The organism is Pyramidobacter sp. YE332, from assembly GCF_033060595.1.
In the GTDB taxonomy this organism is placed as follows: domain Bacteria; phylum Synergistota; class Synergistia; order Synergistales; family Dethiosulfovibrionaceae; genus Pyramidobacter.
Window position 1 is genome coordinate 93,813 of record NZ_CP133038.1, and the last position, 22,696, is coordinate 116,508.

The window sequence follows — 22,696 nt, forward strand, 5'->3', positions numbered from 1 at the left end:
TCTATGTGAAAATCTTCTAGGCTCTCTGTTTCTCCGCGTTGTACTTTTTTTCGGCTGTGCCGACGATAATGGTACCGACGAGGTCGCCGAGACAGTTGTTCGTCGTGGTGCCCATGTCGAAGAGGCGGTAGAACGCGGCGATGATGCCGACGACTTCGATGGGCAGTCCCACGGACTGGACGACGACCATCAGCTTGACGATGCCGCTGCCGGGGATCCCCGCGCCGCCCATGGAGAGGATGGTGGAGATGAACACGGCGTTCAGCAGCTGCGGCATCGACATGGGCTGGCCGATCATCTGGCTGATGAAGAGGATGACGCAGGCGTAGAGCAGCACGGAGCCGTCGGAGTTCATCTGCGAGCCGAGGGGGATGGTGAAGCCGGAAACGCGCTCCGGAATGCCGAATTTTTCCTCGGCGGTCTTGATGTTGACGGGGATCGTGGCGATGGAGCTGCACGTGGAGATGGTGTAGATCCACACGTCGGCGCTCTCCTTGATGAACCGGAAGGGGTTCATGTGAGGCTTGAAGGTCAGGAGGAAGCCGCCGTACACGAAAACGACGTGGGCGAAGCAGGCGGCGTAGTAGGTCCCTACGAGCACGGCCATGGAGGTGAAAATGCCGGCGCCGTACTTGCCGAAGGAGTTGCCCATGAGGAAGAACACGCCGACGGGCGACACGTCCATGACCATGCCGATCAGCGAGAAGACCATGCTGCTGAAGCCGTCGAAGCACTTTTTCATCGTCGCCTTGCGTTCGGGATCTTTGATGCGCAGGATGGCGACGCCGAGCAGGATGGCGATGACCAGCGTCTGCACGATGTTGCCGTCGGCGAACGTCTTGATCATGTTGGTGGAAAACAGTCCTTTGAGGAAGCCGGCGAAGGTGATGTCGACGCCGCCCTTGATCTGCTGCGAGGCCATGCCGGCGAAGTTAGCGAACTTTCCGGGCTGGAGCAGCGTCGCCACGGCCAGGCCGACCGCGCAGGCCAGCACGGTGGTGACCACGTAATAGGCGATGATGCGCGCGCTGACGCGGCGCAGCGAGGCGAGGCTGTCCTGCGAGGTGATGCCGGTCACGATCGTGCAGAGCACCATGGGGACCACGATCATCTTGATGCAGTTGAGCCAGATGTCGCCGATGAAGCCGAGCTGGACCATGGTCTTGCCGCCCACGAGTCCGGCGACGGAACCGAGGATCATAGCCACGAAAACCTGTGTCGTCAAAGAGATCTTCTTGCCGCCGATAATCACTGTGTTGTGCCCCTTTCGAATATGGTCAAAGCGCCGCGTCGATTTCGCGGATGATAGCCGCGGCCCGTTCCGCGTCGCGGCGCGTGATGCCCTTGTAAAAGACGAGCCGCACCGAGGTGTTGATGATGGGGCGGATCAGCAGCCCCTTTTCCCTGGCGCGCTCGCAGAATTCCCGAGGCGTGACGCCGGCGTCTTTGACGTCGAGCATCATGATGTTGGTCTGCACGTTTTTCTGCACGAGCGTCTTTTTCAGCCCGGTCAGCAGCGAAGCGCAGTACGCGGCGTTTTCGTTGTCTTCCCTCAGACGCTCTATATTGTGCTCCAGCGCGTAGATGGCGGGCGCGGCGACAACGCCGGCCTGACGCATGGCGCCGCCGAGCAGCTTGCGGGTGTCCTTGGCTTTCCCGATGAAGTCTTTCGGCCCGCAGAGAAGGGATCCCACGGGCGCTCCCAGCCCTTTGGAGACGCAGAACATGAGCGTGTCGGCGTATTGGGCCAGTTCCTTCACGGAAACGCCGAGATACGCGGCGGCGTTGAAAACGCGCGCGCCGTCCATGTGGACCGGCACGCCGTATTTATCGGCCAGGCGGCGGACGGCGGCCATGCGTTCCGGCGTGATACAGGTCCCGCCGGTGTAATTGTGGGAGTTCTCGACGCAGATCAGCTTGACGGGTTTTTCCCTGAGCGTTCGCTCCATGTCGGCCGGGTCGGGCATGCCGTCGGCGTCGAATTTGTAAAAAGCTTTTTCCATCTGCCCGAAGCGCGGCTCGAAGGCGGTTTTTTCGCTGCGGTCGAGGTGCTGCAGCTCGTCGACCAGCACGGTGTCGCCGGGACGGCACCAGGTTAGCAGGGCGGCCTGGTTGCCCATCGTGCCGGAGGCGCAGAACAGAGCGGCCTCCTTGCCCGTGAGAGAGGCCGCCATGTCCTCCAGTTTGTTGACCGTTGCGTCTTCGCCGCGTCCTTCCGCGTCCAGCCGTCCGTCGTCGCCCAACGGCGCCGACAGGATCGTCTCCAGCATGGGGCGGTCCGGGAGCGTAAGCGTATCGCTTCTTAAATCGATCATTGTGCGCCAGCCTCTTTTCGATCGTGAAAATTTGTTCTTGCACTGCTATTAAATGTCAGCTGTCTGATATAATCCAATATAAATGTTAGAATATCATCATAGATAAAAATAAATGATAAATGGACATTACCTCAGAATAAGGAGGCCGCGTCATGTTTCAGTACGCCGACTATATCTATGCCGTTTACCGCGAACGAAGCTTCAGCAAAGCGGCGGACAAACTGTTCATCACCCAGCCGTCGCTCTCGATCACCGTCAAAAAGGCGGAAGCCGAACTGGGACTGCCCATCTTCAACCGCCAGACCGTGCCCGTGACGCTGACGCCGTTCGGGGTGGAATACATCCAGGCGCTGGAACAGCTGCGCGGACTGGAACGACGGCTGCGCGAGTTCGTCGAGAAAGAAGGGACGCTGCAAAGCGGCCGGCTGGCGGTCGGCGGCAGCAATCTCGGCATCTCCTATTTCGTGACGGAACGTCTGGCGGATTTCCACCGCCGGTATCCGCAGATCGAGCTGCAGGTCCGCAATTTGAATACAATGCAGGCCAAGCATCTGCTCGATTCCGGCGAACTGGACTTCGTGATCACCAACCGTCCTTACGACGGCAAAAAGTACGAGCAGAAAGTGTGCTATCGCGAGTGCCTGATCCTCGCCGTACCGAAATCGTTCGGCGTCAATGAAACGCTTTATGGCAAACGGCTTGCGCCGGACGAACTGGGCGACGCGGTCTTCTCCGTTCCCGCGGCGCGATCGGTGCGTCTGGACTCTTTCACCGGGGTGCCGTTTCTCCTTCTCAGCAATCAGAATTACCTTCGCCAATACACCGACATCCTCTTCCGCGAACGCGGCGTCGATCCGCCGATAGTTCTCGAGGTGGAACAGTCGGCTGAATCCTTCAACTTCGCCCGCCTCGGACTGGGCGCGACGATCCTGAGCAACTGGCTCGTGCAGAGGCCCGATTGCGAGGCGCTGTATTTTTACAAGCTCGACAGCCGCTATGCGGAACGCGACGCCTTCCTCAGCAGCCGCCGCGGCGCCTATTTCACTTCGGCCATGAAGAGCTTCGAGCGGATGCTGCTGGACCTGGAATGGAGCGAAAAATAGTTTTTTCCGCGTGCGGCGCGACGTTTTTGGGACAGAAAAAATGTATACGATTTTTCAAGACCGCTTTGAAGATATGCTTGAAAAAAATTATGACAGTCTCTATACTTTGATCTAAGAAATATAAAATCATTCAGGAAAAGACGCCGTACAAAAGCGTTTTTCAATGAAAGCGGACGAGGAGATGATGGGGAAGGACCACGCGGCGATCCAATCTTTACGAAAGGGGAAAGTGAAACACCATGGGGAAGTATATTCTTCGCAGGCTTGTGATGTCCGTCCCCGTCATGATCGGCGTCTCCATTGTCGCGTTTCTCATTATGCACCTGACTCCGGGCGATCCGGCACTGCTGCTTGCCGGTCCCGACGCGACGATCGAGGACGTGCAGCTGATCCGTGACCGATTCGGTTTGGACGATCCTCTGCCCGTTCAGTATGTACGGTTTGTCAAGGGAGTTTTCGACGGTTCGCTTGAATCGATGAAATATGAGGTTCCCGCGATCGGCCTGATCGCATCGCGGCTGAAGAACACGGCGGTTCTCGCCGGGGCGGCGATGCTGCTCGCGGTCGCTCTGGGGGTGCTGGCGGGAATTCTCTCGGCGGTGCGGCGGTATTCGTGGATCGATTATCTTTCCACGTCGCTGGCGCTGATCGGCGTTTCGATGCCGGCCTTCTGGCTGGCGATCATGCTGGTCATGCTGTTCGCCGTCGAGCTGGGCTGGCTGCCGGCCGCGGGCATGGGCGGCGTGCGGCACATTGTCCTTCCTTCCGTCGTGCTGGGCACGGGCTCGGCGGGGATCATCGCGCGCATGACCCGTTCGACGATGATGGACGTGCTGCGCCAGGATTACGTCACAACGGCCCGCGCCAAGGGGCTGACGGAGCGCGTCGTCGTGTATCTGCACGCGCTGCGCAACGCCATGATCCCCACGGTGACCGTGATCGGCATGCAGATCGGCTCGCTGCTGACGGGGGCCGTTCTCACCGAATCGGTCTTCGCCTGGCCGGGGGTGGGGCGCCTGCTGGTCGATTCGATTCTGGGGCGCGACTATCCCGTGGTGCAGGCGACGCTGCTGGTGGTGGCTTTTATCTACGTAGGGGCCAATCTTCTGGTCGACATCCTCTACGCTTTTCTCGATCCGAGGATCCGCTATGAATAGTCGGGGAAGAACGCAAACTCACGCGGCGCTGGTATGGCGCCGTCTGCGCCGGAGCAAGACGGCGGTCGCGGGGCTGGTCATCGTCGGCGTGTATCTGTTTCTGGCTCTCTGCGGCCCGTGGCTGGCTCCGTACGATCCTTACTTTCAGGATCTGAACCTTTCCTATCTCCGTCCCTGTATGGCCCACTGGCTGGGCTGCGACGAGTTCGGGCGCGACATCCTCAGCCGTCTGCTTTACGGCGCCCGCGTCTCGCTGGTGATCCAGTTCTGGGCGGTGATGATTTCGCTGGCGGTGGGGACGTTCCTCGGTTCGGCCAGCGGCTACTTCGGCGGCAAGGTCGACGAGATCGTCATGCGCCTGATGGACGTCATGATGGCTTTTCCGGGCATTCTGCTGGCACTGGCGATCGTCGCCATCCTCGGGCCGAGTCTGACGAATCTGATCGTCGCCATCGGCATCAACTCGGTGCCGGGATTTTCGCGCGTAGCGCGCGGCGCGGTGATCAGCGTCAAGAAAAACGATTACGTGACGGCGGCGCGGGCGATCGGCGAGAACGATCTGTCGATCCTGTTCCGCTACGTCCTGCCCAACGCCATCTCGCCGATCATCGTGCAGACGACGATGCGCATGGCGACGGTGCTGCTGACGGCCGCAGGGCTGGGCTTTCTCGGGCTGGGGGTACAGCCGCCGTCCCCCGAATGGGGAACGATGCTTTCCGCCGCCCGGGTGTACCTGCGTTCCGCCCCTCACGTCGCGATCATTCCCGGCGTGACGATCATGATCGTCGTCCTCGGCTTCAACTTCTTCGGAGACGGGCTTCAGGACGCGTTGAATCCCCGTTTGAAGGAGTAATCCGCCATGACTGACGATAAAACTCTGCTTCGCGTCGAAAATCTGAACGCGTGGTTCTACACGGAAGAAGGGATCGTCAAGGCGCTGGAAAACGTCAGTTTCAGCGTCGGCCGCGGCGAGATCCTCGGCCTCGTCGGCGAGACGGGCTGCGGCAAGTCGGTGACCTCGGCCTGCATCATGCGTTTGATCCCGTCGCCGCCGGGAAAGATCATCGGCGGCAAAATCCTGTTCGAGGGCGAGGACCTCGCGCAGGCGACGCCGGAACGGATGCGCCAGATCCGCGGCAAGGATATCGCCATGATCTTTCAGGATCCGATGAGCTCGCTGAACCCCGTCTTCACGGTAGGGCGTCAGGTGGAAGAGGCGATCCGCGTCCACAATCCCGATATGAGCGCGGCGCAGATCCACGCTCGCGCGGCGGAGATGTTCAAAAAAGTCAATATCCCCGATCCCGAAAAGTCGATGAAGCGCTATCCGCACCAGTTTTCGGGCGGCATGAAACAGCGCGTCATGATCGCCATGGCGCTGTCGTGCAACCCTCGGATGCTGATCGCGGACGAGCCGACGACGGCGCTCGACGTCTCCATTCAGGCTCAGATCCTGTCGCTGATAAAAGATTTGCAGAAGGATTTCGGCAGCAGCATCATGCTGATCTCCCACGACCTCGGCGTGATCGCCACGATGGCGCAGAAGGTAGCCGTCATGTACGCCGGCAGCATCATCGAATACGGCACGGTCCGCCAGATCTTCGAACATCCGCTTCACCCTTACACGCAGGGATTGCTGGGAGCTATTCCCCGTCTCGATCAGGCGCAGGAATATCTGGAAGTCATTCCCGGCGCGCTGCCCAATCTGCTGCATCTGCCGGAAGGCTGCAAGTTCCGCGCCCGCTGCTCGCTCGCGACGAAGCGCTGCGCTCTGGCGCGGCCGGCGGCCGTGGAAGCGGAGGAAGGACATGAGGTGGCCTGCTATGAATATCGTTGAAGTCAAAGATCTTCACATGTACTTCCCGATTCTGAAGGGCGTGCTCTTCCATTCGGTCGCAGGACACGTCAAGGCCGTGGACGGCGTTTCCTTCTCCATTCCCGAGGGCGAGACGCTGGGACTGGTCGGCGAGTCGGGCAGCGGCAAATCCACCGTGGGCAACATGCTGCTGCGTTTGCTTGCGCCGACGTCGGGCGAGATCCTGTACCGGGGACGGTCGATCCTTGGCCTTTCGCCGCGGGAAGAACGCGAGTTCCGCAGCCGGGCGCAGATGGTCTTCCAAAATCCCTTCGCTTCGCTGAACCCGCGCATGATCGTCGGCGACATCATCGGCCGCGTGCTGAAAGTGCAGCGTCCCGAGCTGAAAAAAGACGAAGTGCGCGATCTGGTTCTGAACGGCATGCAGGAAGTGGGGCTCAAGGTCGAGCACATGACGCGCTATCCGCACGAATTCTCCGGCGGCCAGCGCCAGCGCATCGCCATCGCCCGGGCGCTGATCTCGTCTCCCAAGTTCATCGTCCTCGACGAGCCGACTTCGGCGCTCGACGTCTCCGTGCAGGCGCAGATCCTCAACCTGTTCAAGGATATACAGAAGAAGAGACATCTTTCGTATCTGTTCATCAGCCACAATCTCTCGGTGATCCGTCACATCAGCCACCGCATCGCCGTGATGTATCTCGGCAGCCTGATGGAATTCTGCGACCGGCAGGAAATGTTCCGCAACCCGCTGCATCCGTACACGCAGGCGCTGCTGCGCAGCATTCCCAAACCCTACGTCACCGGCGAGGACATTTCCGACAAGATCATCAAAGGAGACATCCCCAGCCCGATCGACCCGCCGGCCGGATGCCGCTTCAACACGCGCTGTCCGCAGGCGACCGACGAATGCCGCCGGGTGCGGCCGCAATGGAGAGAAGTGAACGCCGGACACTGGCTCGCGTGCCATCAGGTTTAGCGAGCCGTTTCGATGTTTTCCGCCGTTTTTGCGGCGGAAGGGAATCCCCGCAAGGGATGAATTTTTTAAGGAGGAATGCCGTATGAAGTTTTACCGTACCGCGCTGCTCGCGCTCGCGGGGCGGCTCTGCTCGCCGCCGGACCGGTTCTGGCTCTGGACAAGGACGTCCTGACGATCGTCAAGTCGGCGGAAATCATTTCCCTCGACCCGCAGGACATCACCGACACGCCGTCCGAAGACCTGAACCGCAAGATCTACGAAGGGCTCGTCGATTTCAATATGTCGCTGGACGTCGTGCCCAAGCTGGCCAAGAGTTGGGAAATTTCCGAAGACCGGCTGACCTGGACGTTCAAACTCCGCGAAGGCGTCATCTTCCACAGCGGCGCGCCCTTCAACGCCGATGCGGTCAAAGTCAACTTCGACCGCATCCTGAACGGGCGCTACAAGAGAACGTCCCTCTACCAGCCCATCATCAAGGAAGTGCGCGTCGTCGACGAATACACCGTGGCGTTCGACCTCAAGCAGCCCTTCGGCCCCTTCCTCAACAATCTGGCCCACACCGCCGGCCTGATCCTCGACCCCAGCTACGTCAAGGATCCCGCCAAAAACGCCAGGATCAAGCGCCAGCCCTCCGGCACCGGCCCCTTCAAGTTCGAGGAGTGGGAACCCGGCGACTACGTGAAGATGTCCGCGTTCGAGGATTACTGGCAGGGCAAGCCCAAGCTGAGCGGCCTGATCTACAAGTTCGCGCCCGAGGCTTCGACGCGCGCCATGCTCGTCGAGACCGGCGAGGCCCACGTGGCCCAGGCCGTCGATACCAACGACGTGGAGCGGCTGAAAACCCGCGACGACGTGGAGATGCGCATCTTCCCCAACATCACCGTTTACACGCTCGTCGTCAACACCAGCGACGCGATCCTCGGCGACGTGCGCGTGCGCCGGGGCCTGAGCCACAGCGTCGACCGCCAGGGCATCTGCGACAAGATCCTGCACGGCAACGCCGTTCCCGCTTACAGCATCATCTCCCCGATGATCAACTGCGCTGCCGGCCAAAACAACATGATCGCCTACGATCCCGAACTGTCCAAAAAGCTGCTCTCGGAAGCCGGCTGGGACAAGATCGGCGAAGACGGCATCCGCACGAACGCCGAGGGCAAGCGCCTGAGCGTCGAACTGTGGACCTCCAGCAAAAGCGCCATCATCCCCGAGGCTTACATCGGTTTCGCCCGTGCCGTGGGCATGGAGATCAAGCTCCAGGCCATGGACTGGGCGACGTTGAACTCCCGCATCGAATTGCCCGAAGAGAAAAACAAGGCGCAGATCTTCATGATGGGCTGGAGCCCCTCCACCGGCGACGCCGACTGGGTGTACCGTCCGCTGCTGGCTTCCTGGCTGGTGCCTCCGACGGGACAGAACCAGAGCTTCTATCGCAACGAGATCGTCGATCAGGGCATCAAAGACGGCATGCGCGAATCCGACAACGCCCTGCGCAAGGCCGCTTACGAAAAGATCGAAGAACAGCTGGTCGCCGATCAGCCCCGCATCCCGATCTATTCCATCAAGAACCTGTACGCCGTCCGCAGGGAAGTGAAGAACCTCGACATTTATCCGATCAACTTCGTCATGGTGAATCACTTGACCTACGTGGAATAAACGGCTCGCAAAAAACGGAAGCGCGCGGATCCAGGCGCGAAAGCGGGACTGAGGCCGGCCTTTTCCGCCCTCAGTCCCTTTGTTGTCGCCGCCGCGCCCCTCGTGACGAACAAAAATCCCGTGAAAGGAATCTGATCGCCCCATGAAAATTTACATCAGCGCCGATATGGAAGGCTGCACCGGCGTGACCGACGTTCATCAGACCATGAACGGACGTCCCGAATACGCTTTCGGCTGCAAGATGGAACTGCACGACGTGCGCGCCGCCGCCGAAGGCGCGCTGGAAGCCGGCGCCGACGAAGTGCTGGTCAACGACGCGCACGGGCGCAAGATCAACGTCGACATCGACGGCCTCGGCAGCCGCGTGCGCCTGCTCAGCGGCACGCCCAAGCCCCTGGGCATGATGGAAGGCTGCTCGGGAAGCGACGGCGTCTTCTTCATCGGCTACCACGCCATGGCCGGGACCCCCGTCGCCGTGCTCGACCACACCATCTCCGGCGGAACGGTCTATTCGATCGAACTGAACGGCGTGGAGATGGGCGAACTGGGGCTGAACGCCGCCGTCGCCTCCTCCTTCGGTCTGCCGGTGGCGCTGGTCGAGGGCGACGACGCATTGGAGCGCGAAGTCCGCGCGCAGCTCGGCGCGGCCCCCGTCTACGCGCGGGTGAAAATCGCCAAGGGCCGTCTGGCGGCGGACTGCCTGTCGCCGGAGGACTCCTACGGCTATATCAAGGCGAAGGCGAAGGAAGCCGTCGAGCGCCTGAAAGCGCGCCAAATCCCGCTTTTCGACATCGGCGACGGCAGCTACGACCTGCGCGTCACTTTCCACACCACGGCCCAGTGCGACGCGGCCACTCAGATCCCCGCACTCGAACGCCTCGGCGGCCGCACCGTGCGCGTCCGCGGCCGCGGCATGGCGGAAATGCGCCGCTGGACCGGCGCGATCGTCGGGCTGGCAAGCACGGCCAACAGCTGATTCGATTCGGCGTCTGCAAACTGGTCTGCAAGCTTCGACACAAAAAATTTCTGCCCGGCCGCAACGGTCGGGCAGAAATTTTTTTGGATGCGCAACGGGGTCAGGCAGATTTTTCCTGAACTCGCGACTTTTTATTCACGTAATTCATCAGGACCGGCGTGAACATGGAGAGCGCGATGAGGACCAGCAGCGCAAGGCTGATAGGACGGCTCAGGAAATATTTGAACATATTGCCGCGGGACATGATCAGCGCGCGGCGCCAATTGCTCTCGACGATTTCGCCCAGCACCATGCCCAGCACGAGGGGCGCGGTGGCGAAGCCCGTCCGCCGCAGCAAATACCCCAGCAGACCGAAAGCAAGCATCACGAACACGTCGAACATGTTGTTGCGGATCGCGTAGGTGCCGATGGCGGAGAGCGCGACGACAAGCGGACCGAGCACGCCCATCGGGATGGTGCTGACCCGGGCCACGTATTTGGCGACAGCCAGACCGATGAGCCCCATGAGAACGTTGGAAAGCAGATAACCGAATATGATCGTGTAGGTAACGGGAGCCTTTTCGGTGAACATGGAAGCTCCCGGGACGAGTCCGTGCATGAGCATGCCGCCGAGAAGGATGGCCGCCACCGCGCTGCCGGGCAGAGCCAGCGTGATCAGGGGAACGAGCGCGCCGCCGGTGGCGGCGTTATTGCCGGCTTCGGACGAGGCCACCCCTTCGAGAGAGCCGTTGCCGAATTTATCGGGATGTTTGGAGAATTTTTTGCCGAGGCTGTAACAGACCCATGAAGAAACGCCGGCGCCGGCCGTCGGAATGATACCGATGATCGTGCCGATGACGGATGAACGGGCGATGGTCGGAATCAGCCCTTTGAACTCGCTCCAGGGCGGCAGGATACGCCCCGTCATGCTCTTTTCGTCGACGATGGCATGCTTGCCCTTGAAGACATCGTCGGCGATGATCATGACCTGCGAGATCGAGAACATGCCGATCAGCGCGGGAACGAACTGGATGCCGTCTTCGAGCTGGATGGAACCGAAGGTGAAACGCGGCGTGCCGGTGATGGCATCCAGACCGACGGTGCCGAGGAACAGGCCGAGAATGCCCGAAAACAGCCCCTTGTACAGCGATTCTCCAGCCAGGGAGGCGATGATCGTGACGCCGAAGATGGCCAGCATGCAGTACTCAAGCGCCGAAAATTGCAGGGAGAATTTCCCCAACGGCGGCGAAAGGAACAACAGCGCCAGCGCGCCGACGACGCCGCCGATCATGGAAGCGACCGTGCAGACGCCGACGGCTTCCATGCCGCGTCCCTGCTGGGTCAGCTTGTATCCATCGATCGCCGTCGCGGCGGAAGCCGGCGTGCCGGGCGTGTGGCACAGCGTGGCGGTGATCGAGCCGCCGTAAATGGCCGACGTATAGACGGCCGTCAGCATGATCAGCCCGGCGACGGGCGACATTCCGTAGGTGATGGGAATCAGCAGCGCCACGCCCATGGATGCGCTGAAGCCGGGCAGAGCGCCGATGACGATGCCGCCGACGGTGCCGACGATCAGCCCCGTCAGCGCCCCCACTCGAAGGTCATACCGAGGACCTGTCTTACCAGTTCCATGAGATCGCCTCCTAAAATCCGCCGCGCATCCGCAGCCAGTTGCCGAGCCAGCCCAATTCGTCGATGGAGACGTTCAGCTGACGAACGAGGAAGAAATAAGCGAAGGCCACGAATCCGGCGGTGGTGACCGCGATGAACAGCCAACTCTTCTGCTTGAGAAAACGCATCGCCGCCATCAGAAAGAGTATCGTTGCGGCATAGTAACCAACGGCGAGGAACAGCAGAACATAGACAACGATCAAAGCGAACATGGTCAGCGGCGTTTTCAACGTAGCGCAGGTCACGAAAGGCCTGACGGGGTTCTCCGCCGTTGCTCGGCGCGTTTTTCGAATGCCGTCGGCTAAGATGATGAGGCCCAATACCGCCATAAAGGCGAGCAGAATGAGCGGCATCAGAGCCGGTCCCATGTCCATCCTCAGGGCACAACACGTGAAAAAGGCGCAGAACAGCAGGATGACGATGCCAATGATCACGTCCTGATGTCGTTTCATGAGAAACCTCCCCTTGTTTTACTCAAAGCGCCGCTGACCGGCAAAAGGCAGCGGCGCGAAAAAATTCATCAGACCGGGATTAACGCTTCACGTCCCAAATCCTGCATCTCCACTCGAGCTGATCGTTCAGCAGCTTCTTGTAAGCGTCGCCGGAATAGAGCTCGACGTTGACGCCCATCTTGCGCATGTTCTCGAGACACTCGGGGTCTTGAATAGCGGCGCTGACGGCCTGGGTCATCTTCGCGACGATCTCGGGATCGACGCCCTTCATGTAGGCGTAGCCGCGCGCGGAGAAGGAGACGTAATCGCCCAGCCCCAGTTCCTTTTCGGTAGGCACGTCGGGCAGCTGCTCGTCGCGCTCGTTGGCAAAGAGGACGATGACCTTGTAGTTTTCTGGATTGAGCGTGACGTCGCCGACATTGCCGATCAGGAAATCGATGTTGCCGGAGATGAACATGGTGTTCGCGTCGCCGGCTCCGCCGACAGGCACGACGCTGACTTTGGCGCCGTGGAATTTTTCGAGCATGCGGGCCACGCTCGCTTCGCCGCTGGTGATGCCGGTGCTGGAAGCTGCCGTCAGGAGTTCGTTGCTCTTGGCGTATTCGAGCAGGCTTTTATAATCCGTGAAACGCTTTTCGTCGGGGCGGATGGCGATGACCTGATAGTCGATGGCCTGGTTGGCAAGAAGCTCAAAGTCGTCGATGGTCTCTTTGCGGGGCGTCTTGTCGTCGTAGTGCCCGAACACGGCGCTCAGGTTGACGAGGGCGAACGTGTTGCCGTCGGCGGGCGTGTTGTGGAGAAAACGGTTCCACGCCACCCAGCTGCCGCTGCCGGGACGGTTTTCGACGACGACGGGCACGCCCAGCTGCTTTTCAAGCGCCGCCGCCAGATAGCGGCAGCCGAGATCAGAACTGCCGCCGGCGCTGTACCCGCATACCAGCGTGATCGGTTTAGTCGGCCAGCCGTTTTCCGCCGCGGCGGCGCTGCAGAACAGAACGGTCAGCGCCGTCACAATACCTGCGATGCGTGAACTTTTTTTCATCATGATTCGCCTCCTAAAAAATTTTGAGGATCCGGTGCGGTGTGAACATTTCAGAGCGGATCGGAAATCCGCTGCCTGCCAAGGAACTGCCGGTTGACGACGCTGCGCGGGTTCGGTCCGCGGCCGCTTTCCATGGCGTCGATGTTGTCCATGATGTAGACTGCCATGTTGCGGTTGTTGTCTTCCGTGTTGCCGCCGGCGTGGGGGGTGATGATCAGGTTGTCGAGTCTGAAGGCCGGATGATCGGCGGGGAGCGGCTCGTTCTCGATCGTGTCGAGCGCGGCGCCGAAAAGGCGTTTTTCCGCCAGCGCCTTCAGCAGCGCTTCGGTGTCGACGATGCCGCCGCGGGCGGTGTTGACCAGCAGGGCCGATGGTTTCATTTTGGCGAGGGCGGCTGCGTCGATCAGGTGCCGGGTCGAATCGAGCAGAGGCATGTGCAGGCTGACGATGTCGCTGCTCTTCAGAAGTTCGTCGAGCGGCAGAAATTCGACGCCCAGTTCCTTTTCGGTCTCCGGCGCGGCGCGGCAAGGGTCGTAATAGGTCACTTCCGCGCCCATGCCGCCGACGGCTGCGGCCACACGCCGGCCGATGCTGCCAAGGCCGACGAGGCCGACGCGTTTGCCGCTGATCAGCCACGAGCGCGCGATGATGTCTTCCTTGTCCTTGCGCCCCGCTTTAGCGCGGCTCATCAGCTCGGGCAGATGGCGCAGCGAGGCGAGCATCAGCATGACGGTCAGCTCGGCGACGGGCTGCGAGTTGACGCCGGCGCAGATCGAGACGGTGATGCCTTTTTTCCCCGCCGCCTCGATATCGACCGCGTCGAAACCGACTCCCCAGCGGTGGATCAGTCGGGCGTCGCCGCCGAGTTTTTCGATTTCCGACGCTCCCATCGGGAAGCCGCGCAGGATATAATAGGTACCGTCCAGATGCCTCGCCAGATCCTCGCCGCTCAGGACTTCTGCCACGTCGTAGCGGCCGGCGCAGCGTTCGTACAGGATTTTTCTGCCCGCATCCGGCACTCTGCCGGCGATGACGACCTTACTCATAACATCGCGCTCCTTTCGGGAGCGGACGCTTTACAGGCCGTATTTGTCGGCGAAGCTGCCGAGAATTTCAGGAGTATGGCCTTCCATGCGCTTTTTGGTGGTGGCGGCGTGCTTTTCGGCGTACGCTTTCCAGTCGCCGTCCATCAGCGCGAACGTCTTGTCCTCCGAAGCTTTTTTCTTCTGCGCGGCAGCCGCCATTTCCGCGGCGTCCTCTTTGTGGATCACGACGATGCCGTCCATGTCGCCGACCAGGATGTCGCCGGGGAATACGACCTGCCCGCCGCAGGCGATCGGCGCGTTGATCTCGCCCGGGCCGTTCTTGAAAGGCCCCTGCGGCGTGATGCCGGCGCAGTAGACCGGCATGGACAACCCGCGCAGCGCGTCGAGATCGCGCAGGCAGCCGTCGACGACGACGCCGGCAAGACCCTTGTACTGGGCGAATTTGAGCATGATCTCTCCGGCCAGCGAACGGTTGTTGCAGTGACCGCCGTCCACGACGATAATGTCGCCGGGGAGCGCCATGTCGAGCGCCTGATGAAAGAACAGGTTGTCGCCCGAGGGGACCTTGACCGTGACGGCCGTACCGAGCAGCTGCACGGCGTGATCGGGATTGACGAGGCGCATGGAGTCGTGCATGCAAAAGAGGCGGTTCATTTCGTCGTTGATATTGCTGGAAGGAATACCCTTGAAGGCTTCGACGAGATCGCGCCCCGGGCGTCTGACTTCGCTGAAGATCCGATTGCCGATTGTGCTCATGAAAATCGCTCCTTTGAAATTGCCGGGAAATTAACCGGCCGGACTGTTGAGGAAAATGCTTTTTATCTTGCTTATCACGATAAACGGTTCCGACTTTTTTATCAAACAGAAAAAAGCGGGAGAGGCTCACAGCTTTTGACTGTCAGAAGGAGGGAAGGGAGATGCCTTTGCGAAGTTTGAAATATTTTCTGGTCGCCGCCGAGGAGATGAATTTCCGCAAAGCAGCCGAGCGGCTCTACATCACGCAGCAGTCGCTCAGCTCCAGCATCCAGAAATTGGAACGCCAGTACGGCGTCGCGTTCTTCGAGCGCAAGCCGCGGCTGATCCTGACGCCGGCGGGGCGCAGCATGGTCGAGTACGTGCGCAAAGTCCTGCACACCGAGCAGCAGCTTGTCGCTGCCCTGGCGGACACCTCGCGCGCCAGCACGGGGTCGCTGCGCGTCGGCGTGACGGGCACGCGCGGCGCCGTGTTCATGCCGCGCATCTGGGACGTGTATCACAGGCAATTTCCCAACATCGTCGTCACCACCGTGGAAGCTTCAACCGCGGAACTGGACGAGCTGCTTCGGGACGGAAAGATCGATCTCTATATCGGCGTCAACGTGCCGCGGCACAGCAACATGCAGGTGCTGACCTTCATGCGGGACCGCATCTTCTGCGTCTTCAGCCGCCGCTTCCTGGCGAAAGCCCCGCCGGCCTGGCACGAAGCGCTGCTCGATCCGCACGGCTTCGATCTGACGAAGATCGACAGCATGCCGCTGATCACGTTCACTCACAGCAACGGACTGCGCTACACGCTGGAACGCTTTTTCGAGAAGCAGGACATCCATCCCAACATCATTTTCGAGACGAGCCGGCACGATCTGGCGCTGAACCTGTGTCGTCAGGAACACGGCATCGGCCTCGTCTACGAAATGATCCTCTACGACGCCTTGAGACGCCCCAACGTCGCCGGCGAGCTTTACGCCGTGCCCGTCCGCGCCGAACTGCCGCAGAAAAACACCGAGCTGGCCTACCGCCTGGAGAGCTTCCGTCCCCGCTATCTGCAAGGCTTTATTCAGATCGCTCGGGCCGTTTTCGAAGAGTACTCACAGACCGTCGGCGCCGTGATTCGCCGCGCGCAAAAATGACCGGTCCATAAAAAAACGAGTCTGTCTCGCCCCCTCGCGGCGGCGGAGACAGACTCGTTTTTTTAGACGCTTCACTCGATCTCCAGCCCGTCGACGTTCACCTCGCCGCTGCGGTGAGCCGCGCCGAGCCAGGCGACGGCGTAGGCTGCGATCGAGGCGGGAATCCACGCCAGCGAACTGGCCGACAGCGGCAGCGCGGCGTAAAAACTGGCAAAGCGAGGCAGGTCGAGATGGAACAGGCCGGCGTAAACGTTCAGCAGCGCCGCGCCGCCCATGACGGCGGCCGCGATCATGGCGCACTTGAGCGCAAAGAGGTTACGGCGGCTGTTGTTGTGCCGGCAGAAGCAGTAAAAGAACGTGATGACGATAGCGCCGGGATAACAGGCGTCGAGGACAGGGCCGACGACGGTGACGATCGCGTCGATACCGGTCGAAGACACCAGGCCGCTGATCACGCACGAGGCGGCACAGATTTGGCGGTAGGACGCGCGTCCGCCGAGAATTTTCTCCCAGATGCCGGCCGTGGACGAAGTGATGCCGATCGTGGCCGTCAGCGAGGCCGTGGCCAGCGCCACCAGGAAGACCCTGCCGCCCGCCGGCCCCCACAGTTCGACGACCATCTGCACGTACAGGGCCGCAAGGTTGAGACGAATCGTACCGCCGATGTTGGCGCCGGCGATCATGTGGCCGAGGTGCACCAGCGCCAACAGTCCCAGACCGATGACGCCGATCTTGATCAAATTTCTGTTGACGTCCTCGCCGGCGATGCCGGCGTCATGGATGCCGCGGACGACCACCAGCCCGTACAGGAGCGCGCACTGCAGGTCGCCGGCGGCATAGCCGGCAAGGAACCCATGAACGACGGGATTTTCGTCAAAACTCGGTTTGACCCACGACGGCGAGAGCGGCGCAACGATACTTTGAACGATGACGCTGACGACGATCGCCATCAGCACGGGGAAGAGAATGCGGCCGATGCGCTCGACCACTTTGCCGCTGCTGGCCACGAAGACGTAGATCACCGCGTAGAACGCGCCGTTGAACAGCAAGATAGCGGTTTTTCCCACGGGGCGCCAGCCCGTCAGCTGCAGGACGGCCGCCCACAGCGCGGCAGTGACGCGGGGGACAACGAAGAACGGCCCCAGCACGAGGATCGTCGCGGCGACGAAGAACAGCCCGAACACCGGCGAAGCGCGGCGCGCGATGTCGAGGAAATTGCCGCGCCCTTTGACCATCGCCACATAGCCCAAAAAGGGCAGGACGATCCCGGAGAGGAAAATCCCCAGGTATGCGCTCCACACGGCCGAACCGGCGTCGTTCCCCCAGGTGACGGGATAGAGCAGGCAAATGGCCCCAAAATGCATGGAAAACAGGCCGCCGCCCATGATCAGCAGCTCTTTCGGCGAGAGATTCTTTCTCATGATTCTCTTTATTCAGCTCCAATGGAAGATACCGGCGAAAATTTTTACGCAGCCGCAGCAGACCGAGAAAAACTCCTTTCGGAGCGCCGCGCAAAGAGATCTCATTCCCGCGGACGCGCGCCCTTCATTCCTCCCTGACGACGACGGCGTGCGGATTGTCGGGATTGGGATAACCCTTGGTCTTGCCCGTCAGCGACGTGATCTCGATCGCCAGCACGTTGACCACTTTCTCCAGTTTGGCGTCGGCGACGGAGTAGTTCTCCCTGACGTCACCGTAATGGGCGTGGAGCAGGTCGATGGCGCGGCGCTTTTCACCCAAGTCGGTGACGACGCGCACCTTTCCCTCGCCCATGACGCTGCGGTAGATGCCCCATTTATAGCCGGCCTTGACGGGGCTGGGAACCAGCTCGTAGCCGGCGACGACGTGAAAAGCCACGTCGGGGTGCGTCCGCATCGTTTCCGCCGTGCGCCCCTGCATGGCGCCGTGGATGTAAAGGCAGTTGTCGCCCAGGCCGTAATGAACCGGCACCGAGTAGGGTTTCCCCGCCGGGTCGATCAGCGCCAGATGAAGGATCTCGGCTTCTTCGAGGACCTTGCGGATCCATGCTTCTGACGTCACTTCGCGGTCTTTTCTTCTCAATAAAGATCCCCCAGACGAATCAATTGACGAAACGGCGCCGGCGGCGACAGGCAGTTCCGCAGCCGGCCGCACAGAATCGGGGCGCGGGTCCTACTTGACGAACTTGGCCTTGTAGGCGAACTTGGAGATGACCATGTTGCCGAACACGGCGATGAGGATGTACCCCCAGCTGGGCAGCGGAACGAACTTGCGCACCAGCAGCACCAGCAGCACCAGCGGCAGCGCGTACAGGGCGATGCGGGGCTTCTTGACCACGAACTGCATCAGCACGGCGCCGAACAGCGCCGGCAGAATCAGGTTGGAGATCGCGTTCTTGACGGTCTGAGGCAGGACGCCCAGGATCTGGTAGCCGAAGACGACGAAGATCGTCAGGATCGTGATGTTGGTGACGATCGAACCGGCGATGCCCATCGTGGAGATGATCTCGCCCTTGTCGGAACCGGCCTCGTTGTTGGTAACGTCAAGCGCGGTGGCGGCGGCGGGGACGCGCATCTGTCCCATGGAACCGGCGAGGATCCCCATGTAGGAACCGGCCGTGCCAAGCACGGTGTAGTAAGTGATCGGCTCGATGACGTAGAACGCGCCATAGGCCGCGGCGATCTGTCCCCAGCCGGCCAGCAGGTCGCCGATGCTCGGCGCGGCGCCGTAGGCCAGCGAGAGGACGATATTGGGCAGGAAGCTGCAGCAGATTGCCAGGAGCATGGTGACGCGGCCGACGCGAACGACCGATTTGTTCCATTCCGTTCTGAAATCCATGTGAACGGCCTCCTCACATAAAGAAGTAACCGCAGATCAGGCCGGCGATGATGGCGAAGCCCAGCGAATAGTCCTTGATCCAGGGATGTTTTTTGCCGAGCTGAATCAGCACGAACATGGAGACAGCGCCGATGATCGCGGCGACGGTGCGGCCGCTGAACGTGACCAGATAAGGGCTGGTCATGTGACTGTAAAGGCCGATGCTCGCCGTGGCGGTAAGAATGGCGCGCCATGCCTTGTCGGTGCCGCCGATCTTGTCGCTGACTTTGTCCATCCTGTGGGTGAACAGCCACACCATCAGCAGCCAGCCGCAGCCGTTCACGCTCATCGTGAACCAGGAAACGGCCATCTGATTCAGGCCGTAGCCGGCGCCGCCCAGTTCCACGCCGCAGGCTGCGGCGCCGGTGCGGGCAGCGGTCAGCTCGGTGGCGGCCGAGCCGATCATGGACAGGCGGATCCAGGAGATGGGGCCGCCAACGACCGAAATCATGGCCAGAATGACGATGACCTGGGCGATAGCGGGGCCCGTGGCGGAGATCATGCCGCTCTTGAAGGCGCGGTTACAGGCGGCCCTGTCGAGGCCGACGCTGCCGGCGAACTTGTAGCCCAGCTTCACGTAGCGGAGCGCCAGCAACGCGACGATGCTGACGCTGATGGCGGCGCACCCCCAGAAAGGCGCCGCGTTGCCGATCTTCAACAATTCTTCCATAAAAGAGCTCCTCCTTGGGCGGGAACGAAAATTTTGAGAGCGCGGGACGAGCCGAACGGTTCCGGAACGCTTTCTGCGAAAAAAAACTAGAATTTCGGCGGGAATTTCTCGACGAAGCCGGTAACCGCTTCGTAGGCCGAAGCGAACTGCAGCACCTCGAACTCCCGGTGCGGCGCGGCGACCAGCTGCAGGCCGATGGAAAGGCGATTCGCGCCGCCGAATCCGGCCGGCACCGTGCAGACGGCGTTGCCGCCCATGGTCCACGGCGTGACGATCTCCATCCAATTGTGATAGGTGCGCATCGGCGTGCCGTCGATCGTCTCAGGCCAGTGAACGTTCTTGTCGAAAGGGAAGCAGCAGGCGGTGGGCGAGACGATGTAGTCGTAATCGTCGTAAACCTTGAGCATGGCGTGATAGAACTCGGTGCGCTTCTCGAAGGCGCGGTACACCTCCTGGGCGCTCATGGTCAGCGAACCCTCGTACTCCCAGCGGCTCTCCGGCTTCATCAGGTCCTGACGGCATTTGTCGTACCACGGCTTCAGCGAGGACGCGCAGTAATGGCGGATGGGCAGCCAGATGGTCTCCCAGAACTCGTTCATATTGTAAAAGGGCTCGATGTCCTCGACCGCCGCGCCGAAGTCCTTCATGCGTTCCACAGCCGCGCGGCAAGTTTCCAAGACGCCGGGCTCGGTGGGCAGCGCGCCGCCCCAGTCGCCGATCCAAGCCACGCGAACGCCCTTCTGATCCTTTTTCAGCGCCTCGCGCACGTTCGCCGGCGTCAGCGCTTTTACGCGCGGATCGGCCTCGCGGGTCAGCGGGAACTTGGCGTCGTAGCCGGCCATGGTGGCGAACAGCAGGGCCACGTCGGCCACGGTGCGCCCCATGGGCCCGTTTGTGGCCATGGAGTTGGTGAACAGTTCGGTGCCGCCGGAGGGGACGGCGCCGATGGATGGGCGCAGGCTGACGATGTTGCACCAGCCGGCGGGATTGCGCAGCGAGCCCATGAAGTCGCTGCCGTCCGCCACGGCCTGCATCCTCAAAGCGACGGCGCAGGCTGCGCCGCCGGACGAGCCGCCGCTGCTGCAGTTCTCGTCGTAAGGATTGCCGGTGGCGCCGAACACTTCGTTGTAGGACTGGGAACCGTAGCCGAACTCGGGCGTGTTGGTTTTGCCGATGATGATGGCGCCGTCGCGCTTCATCGCGGTGACGACAGCGCCGTCGGCGTCGGGGATCCAGTCCTTGAGAAGCAGCGATCCCTTGGTGGTGCGGATGCCCTTGGTGGGAACCAGATCCTTCACGGCCTGCGGGAAGCCTTGCATCCAGCCGTTGTCCCTGCCGGATGCCAGCTCGGCGTCCTTTTCACCGGCCTGTTCCAGCAGCGCCTCGCCGTCGACGCAGGTGACGATGGCGTTGACGCGGGGATTGGTCTTGTCGATGTGATCAAGGTAGGAAGCCATCACCTCGCGGCAGGAAACTTCCCTGGCGTGGATGGCCTTGGACAGATCCACAGCCGTCATTTCGACAACAGTATTGCTCACGAGAATTACCCCTTTCTGGCGTTTTCATGAAAAATTCCTTCCCATAAGACAATTTTGCTGAACTTATGAAGGACTGAACTGGCTGTTATTTTATAAATTTCGTCAGCTGCGATCAATCTGGGATAAAAATCTTGCCTATGTTAGAATTCTGATGTACTGCCGCGGGAAAGAGGCGGAAAAACTTTTCGTTTCGCCGCCGTTCAGGGAAGAGGATCCGTACCGTGCCGCTTTAGAAAGCGCCGGCGGTCCGTCGGAAAACGGCTGCGGAAGCGTCACTTTCTGACGGCCGGCGCAGCAGACGAATTCCTATGAAGATGAGGCGAATTTCATGATTCCGGAAGATTTTGCCGAAAAGATCACGTTCAACCGCACCTGGGATCTGCTTTCCCATCGCTGGAAGTTCTACGTCGTCTATCTGCTGGGCGAGCGGCCGCTCCGTTTCGGCGAGCTGCGGCGGCTTTGCGCGGCAGTGTCGCGCGTGACGCTGACCGGCTACCTGCGCCAACTGGAGCAGGAAGGTTTTATCAGTTGCCACAAGCTCAGCGAGCCGGCGCTTTTCGCCGAATACGCGCTGACCGACTTGGGACGCAGCGCGCTGCCTCTGGTGCGCCAGTTGATCGCGTGGGGCGACGAGGCGGACTGATGCATAACGACAGCAAATCCTTTTCGGTCAAACAGAAGCTCATCAACGCCGAACACAGAAGTGATCTCGACGAAGCCAATTGGGAGCTGGCGCAGTATCTGCTGCTCCACTACAACGAGATCGACCGCATGAAAACGCGCGACCTAGTAGTACAATGCCATACTTCATTCTCCACTGTACAACGTTTCTGTCGAAGCTTAGGATTTGATAACTTCTCAGATCTACGGAAAGCTAAAATGAACATCCCAGAAAATCAATACGAAATCGCGCTTGACAACTTCGGCCGCGGACTCTATGAGCCGCGGCGGCTTTACGACGAGATCCTGAGGAACGTCTGGGGCGTCGGCCAAAAAATGGATTGGAATCGCCTGCGCTGTCTTGCCGAAGCGATGGCGGCCGCGCGCAGTATCATCATTTTCGCCGTGCGTCCCTATTCTTTCGTGCTGCAGGAATTCCAGAGCCAATCTATTGCTCTCAATAAACCGTTGTTTATTTTAGATGACATTTGTACTCATCGCAGTATCATTGAGCGCCTATTGAGCAGCGACCTGTGCCTGATCACTGTATCACCCGCCGGCTGTCTGATTCCCGCTATCAAAGACGAGCTGAACAAAATCGCGGGCTTCAAGACGGCTCTCTACTGCCCGGGGGCGTTGGCCCGCGAAGGGGCGACCGACTGTCTGCGAAGCTATGATCTGACGTTCCCGCTGACGCTGCGGAGCGACGCCTACAATTATCTCGAAATCTACGGCAAGTACGCCGTCGGCTATTTTTTCGACCTGCTGCTGGGCGAGGTGATCCGCCGAGTCGGCGGCAAAAAGCAAGAGCGGCGTCGCACGAAGGACACGCGGCAAACGATGTTCCACGTGGAACATCGCACGTAAAAACGTCCGACGATCCAGTCATCGTCGGACGCG

At 60.7% G+C, this 22,696-nt stretch carries 22 protein-coding genes; 10 read left to right on the forward strand and 12 right to left on the reverse strand.

Features of this window, described 5'->3' with window-relative positions; genetic code table 11:
* Window positions 1-16: 16 nt before the first annotated feature.
* Complete coding sequence (locus RAH42_RS00475) at window positions 17-1,252, reverse strand: dicarboxylate/amino acid:cation symporter (protein ID WP_078016655.1); 1,236 nt, start codon at window positions 1,250-1,252, stop codon at window positions 17-19.
* Between the two features lie 25 nt (window positions 1,253-1,277).
* Window positions 1,278-2,315 carry a threonine aldolase family protein gene (locus RAH42_RS00480; RefSeq protein ID WP_078016654.1) on the reverse strand — a complete coding sequence of 346 codons (1,038 nt, stop codon included), beginning with the start codon at window positions 2,313-2,315 and terminating at the stop codon, window positions 1,278-1,280.
* A 152-nt stretch (window positions 2,316-2,467) separates the two neighbouring features.
* Here RAH42_RS00480 and RAH42_RS00485 point away from each other — a divergent pair, with 152 nt between their 5' ends.
* The 7 genes from RAH42_RS00485 to RAH42_RS00515 all read left to right on the forward strand — a co-directional run bounded on the left by RAH42_RS00485 (window position 2,468) and on the right by RAH42_RS00515 (window position 9,996).
* Window positions 2,468-3,418 (forward strand): LysR family transcriptional regulator, encoded by a 951-nt coding sequence (locus tag RAH42_RS00485; protein ID WP_317539734.1) that lies wholly within the window; start codon window positions 2,468-2,470, stop codon window positions 3,416-3,418.
* Window positions 3,419-3,657: 239 nt separating this feature from the next.
* Window positions 3,658-4,575 carry an ABC transporter permease gene (locus RAH42_RS00490; protein WP_078016652.1) on the forward strand — a complete coding sequence of 306 codons (918 nt, stop codon included), beginning with the start codon at window positions 3,658-3,660 and terminating at the stop codon, window positions 4,573-4,575.
* Complete coding sequence (opp1C, locus tag RAH42_RS00495) at window positions 4,568-5,428, forward strand: nickel/cobalt ABC transporter permease (RefSeq protein ID WP_078016651.1); 861 nt, start codon at window positions 4,568-4,570, stop codon at window positions 5,426-5,428. The genes RAH42_RS00490 and opp1C overlap by 8 nt, the downstream gene beginning before the upstream one ends.
* A 6-nt stretch (window positions 5,429-5,434) precedes the next feature.
* A complete protein-coding gene (locus RAH42_RS00500; protein ID WP_317539735.1) occupies window positions 5,435-6,412 on the forward strand; it encodes an ABC transporter ATP-binding protein in 978 nt (325 codons plus the stop codon).
* On the forward strand, window positions 6,399-7,367 hold the full coding sequence (locus RAH42_RS00505) for an oligopeptide/dipeptide ABC transporter ATP-binding protein (RefSeq protein WP_078016649.1): 969 nt from the start codon (window positions 6,399-6,401) through the stop codon (window positions 7,365-7,367). Before RAH42_RS00500 ends, RAH42_RS00505 begins: the two co-directional genes overlap by 14 nt.
* 75 nt (window positions 7,368-7,442) lie before the next feature.
* Window positions 7,443-9,020 (forward strand): ABC transporter substrate-binding protein, encoded by a 1,578-nt coding sequence (locus RAH42_RS00510; RefSeq protein WP_317539736.1) that lies wholly within the window; start codon window positions 7,443-7,445, stop codon window positions 9,018-9,020.
* A 142-nt stretch (window positions 9,021-9,162) separates the two neighbouring features.
* The gene (locus RAH42_RS00515; RefSeq protein WP_078016647.1) at window positions 9,163-9,996 is read left to right on the forward strand and encodes a M55 family metallopeptidase; all 834 of its coding nucleotides are present in this window, start codon (window positions 9,163-9,165) and stop codon (window positions 9,994-9,996) included.
* Window positions 9,997-10,096: 100 nt separating this feature from the next.
* On the opposite strand, the gene RAH42_RS00520 is transcribed toward RAH42_RS00515, so the two are convergent.
* The 5 genes from RAH42_RS00520 to RAH42_RS00540 all read right to left on the reverse strand — a co-directional run bounded on the left by RAH42_RS00520 (window position 10,097) and on the right by RAH42_RS00540 (window position 14,942).
* Window positions 10,097-11,569: a tripartite tricarboxylate transporter permease gene (locus RAH42_RS00520; protein WP_317539737.1), complete on the reverse strand. Its 1,473-nt coding sequence runs from the start codon at window positions 11,567-11,569 to the stop codon at window positions 10,097-10,099.
* Window positions 11,570-11,618: 49 nt separating this feature from the next.
* Entirely contained in the window at window positions 11,619-12,098 is a 480-nt protein-coding gene (locus tag RAH42_RS00525) for a tripartite tricarboxylate transporter TctB family protein (protein WP_078016645.1), read from the reverse strand.
* Between the two features lie 79 nt (window positions 12,099-12,177).
* Entirely contained in the window at window positions 12,178-13,140 is a 963-nt protein-coding gene (locus RAH42_RS00530; RefSeq protein ID WP_168170077.1) for a tripartite tricarboxylate transporter substrate binding protein, read from the reverse strand.
* Window positions 13,141-13,190: 50 nt separating this feature from the next.
* The gene (locus RAH42_RS00535) at window positions 13,191-14,186 is read right to left on the reverse strand and encodes a 2-hydroxyacid dehydrogenase (protein WP_078016643.1); all 996 of its coding nucleotides are present in this window, start codon (window positions 14,184-14,186) and stop codon (window positions 13,191-13,193) included.
* A gap of 30 nt (window positions 14,187-14,216) precedes the next feature.
* Window positions 14,217-14,942 (reverse strand): methyltransferase, encoded by a 726-nt coding sequence (locus RAH42_RS00540; protein ID WP_078016642.1) that lies wholly within the window; start codon window positions 14,940-14,942, stop codon window positions 14,217-14,219.
* A 161-nt stretch (window positions 14,943-15,103) separates the two neighbouring features.
* On the opposite strand from RAH42_RS00540, the gene RAH42_RS00545 reads away from it, so the two are divergent.
* A complete protein-coding gene (locus RAH42_RS00545; protein WP_317539738.1) occupies window positions 15,104-16,072 on the forward strand; it encodes a LysR family transcriptional regulator in 969 nt (322 codons plus the stop codon).
* A gap of 71 nt (window positions 16,073-16,143) precedes the next feature.
* Here the strand turns inward: RAH42_RS00545 and RAH42_RS00550 are convergent, their stop codons facing one another.
* From RAH42_RS00550 to RAH42_RS00570, 5 genes are all read right to left on the reverse strand, one after another.
* Window positions 16,144-17,493 (reverse strand): branched-chain amino acid transport system II carrier protein, encoded by a 1,350-nt coding sequence (locus RAH42_RS00550; protein ID WP_317539739.1) that lies wholly within the window; start codon window positions 17,491-17,493, stop codon window positions 16,144-16,146.
* 124 nt (window positions 17,494-17,617) lie between these two features.
* Window positions 17,618-18,133 (reverse strand): pyridoxamine 5'-phosphate oxidase family protein, encoded by a 516-nt coding sequence (locus RAH42_RS00555; protein WP_078016639.1) that lies wholly within the window; start codon window positions 18,131-18,133, stop codon window positions 17,618-17,620.
* Window positions 18,134-18,223: 90 nt separating this feature from the next.
* Window positions 18,224-18,889 carry a hypothetical protein gene (locus tag RAH42_RS00560; protein ID WP_317539740.1) on the reverse strand — a complete coding sequence of 222 codons (666 nt, stop codon included), beginning with the start codon at window positions 18,887-18,889 and terminating at the stop codon, window positions 18,224-18,226.
* A 13-nt stretch (window positions 18,890-18,902) separates the two neighbouring features.
* The gene (locus RAH42_RS00565) at window positions 18,903-19,598 is read right to left on the reverse strand and encodes a DUF5058 family protein (RefSeq protein WP_078016637.1); all 696 of its coding nucleotides are present in this window, start codon (window positions 19,596-19,598) and stop codon (window positions 18,903-18,905) included.
* Between the two features lie 86 nt (window positions 19,599-19,684).
* Window positions 19,685-21,136 (reverse strand): amidase, encoded by a 1,452-nt coding sequence (locus RAH42_RS00570; protein ID WP_317539741.1) that lies wholly within the window; start codon window positions 21,134-21,136, stop codon window positions 19,685-19,687.
* A gap of 328 nt (window positions 21,137-21,464) precedes the next feature.
* On the opposite strand from RAH42_RS00570, the gene RAH42_RS00575 reads away from it, so the two are divergent.
* Together RAH42_RS00575 and RAH42_RS00580 are read left to right on the forward strand one after the other, a co-directional pair.
* Window positions 21,465-21,779 (forward strand): helix-turn-helix domain-containing protein, encoded by a 315-nt coding sequence (locus RAH42_RS00575; RefSeq protein WP_078016635.1) that lies wholly within the window; start codon window positions 21,465-21,467, stop codon window positions 21,777-21,779.
* A complete protein-coding gene (locus tag RAH42_RS00580) occupies window positions 21,779-22,663 on the forward strand; it encodes a MurR/RpiR family transcriptional regulator (RefSeq protein ID WP_078016634.1) in 885 nt (294 codons plus the stop codon). Before RAH42_RS00575 ends, RAH42_RS00580 begins: the two co-directional genes overlap by 1 nt.
* Window positions 22,664-22,696: the final 33 nt, after the last annotated feature.

What these genes read in the sequence shown, in the direction of transcription:
- RAH42_RS00480 (WP_078016654.1), bottom strand. Translation starts at nt 2,315, where the DNA reads ATGATCGATTTAAGAAGCGATACGCTTACGCTCCCGGACCGCCCCATG.
- RAH42_RS00485 (WP_317539734.1), top strand. Translation starts at nt 2,468, where the DNA reads ATGTTTCAGTACGCCGACTATATCTATGCCGTTTACCGCGAACGAAGC.
- RAH42_RS00490 (WP_078016652.1), top strand. Translation starts at nt 3,658, where the DNA reads ATGGGGAAGTATATTCTTCGCAGGCTTGTGATGTCCGTCCCCGTCATG.
- opp1C (WP_078016651.1), top strand. Translation starts at nt 4,568, where the DNA reads ATGAATAGTCGGGGAAGAACGCAAACTCACGCGGCGCTGGTATGGCGC.
- RAH42_RS00500 (WP_317539735.1), top strand. Translation starts at nt 5,435, where the DNA reads ATGACTGACGATAAAACTCTGCTTCGCGTCGAAAATCTGAACGCGTGG.
- RAH42_RS00505 (WP_078016649.1), top strand. Translation starts at nt 6,399, where the DNA reads ATGAATATCGTTGAAGTCAAAGATCTTCACATGTACTTCCCGATTCTG.
- RAH42_RS00510 (WP_317539736.1), top strand. Translation starts at nt 7,443, where the DNA reads ATGCCGTATGAAGTTTTACCGTACCGCGCTGCTCGCGCTCGCGGGGCG.
- RAH42_RS00515 (WP_078016647.1), top strand. Translation starts at nt 9,163, where the DNA reads ATGAAAATTTACATCAGCGCCGATATGGAAGGCTGCACCGGCGTGACC.
- RAH42_RS00525 (WP_078016645.1), bottom strand. Translation starts at nt 12,098, where the DNA reads ATGAAACGACATCAGGACGTGATCATTGGCATCGTCATCCTGCTGTTC.
- RAH42_RS00530 (WP_168170077.1), bottom strand. Translation starts at nt 13,140, where the DNA reads ATGAAAAAAAGTTCACGCATCGCAGGTATTGTGACGGCGCTGACCGTT.
- RAH42_RS00535 (WP_078016643.1), bottom strand. Translation starts at nt 14,186, where the DNA reads ATGAGTAAGGTCGTCATCGCCGGCAGAGTGCCGGATGCGGGCAGAAAA.
- RAH42_RS00540 (WP_078016642.1), bottom strand. Translation starts at nt 14,942, where the DNA reads ATGAGCACAATCGGCAATCGGATCTTCAGCGAAGTCAGACGCCCGGGG.
- RAH42_RS00545 (WP_317539738.1), top strand. Translation starts at nt 15,104, where the DNA reads ATGCCTTTGCGAAGTTTGAAATATTTTCTGGTCGCCGCCGAGGAGATG.
- RAH42_RS00550 (WP_317539739.1), bottom strand. Translation starts at nt 17,493, where the DNA reads ATGAGAAAGAATCTCTCGCCGAAAGAGCTGCTGATCATGGGCGGCGGC.
- RAH42_RS00560 (WP_317539740.1), bottom strand. Translation starts at nt 18,889, where the DNA reads ATGGATTTCAGAACGGAATGGAACAAATCGGTCGTTCGCGTCGGCCGC.
- RAH42_RS00565 (WP_078016637.1), bottom strand. Translation starts at nt 19,598, where the DNA reads ATGGAAGAATTGTTGAAGATCGGCAACGCGGCGCCTTTCTGGGGGTGC.
- RAH42_RS00575 (WP_078016635.1), top strand. Translation starts at nt 21,465, where the DNA reads ATGATTCCGGAAGATTTTGCCGAAAAGATCACGTTCAACCGCACCTGG.
- RAH42_RS00580 (WP_078016634.1), top strand. Translation starts at nt 21,779, where the DNA reads ATGCATAACGACAGCAAATCCTTTTCGGTCAAACAGAAGCTCATCAAC.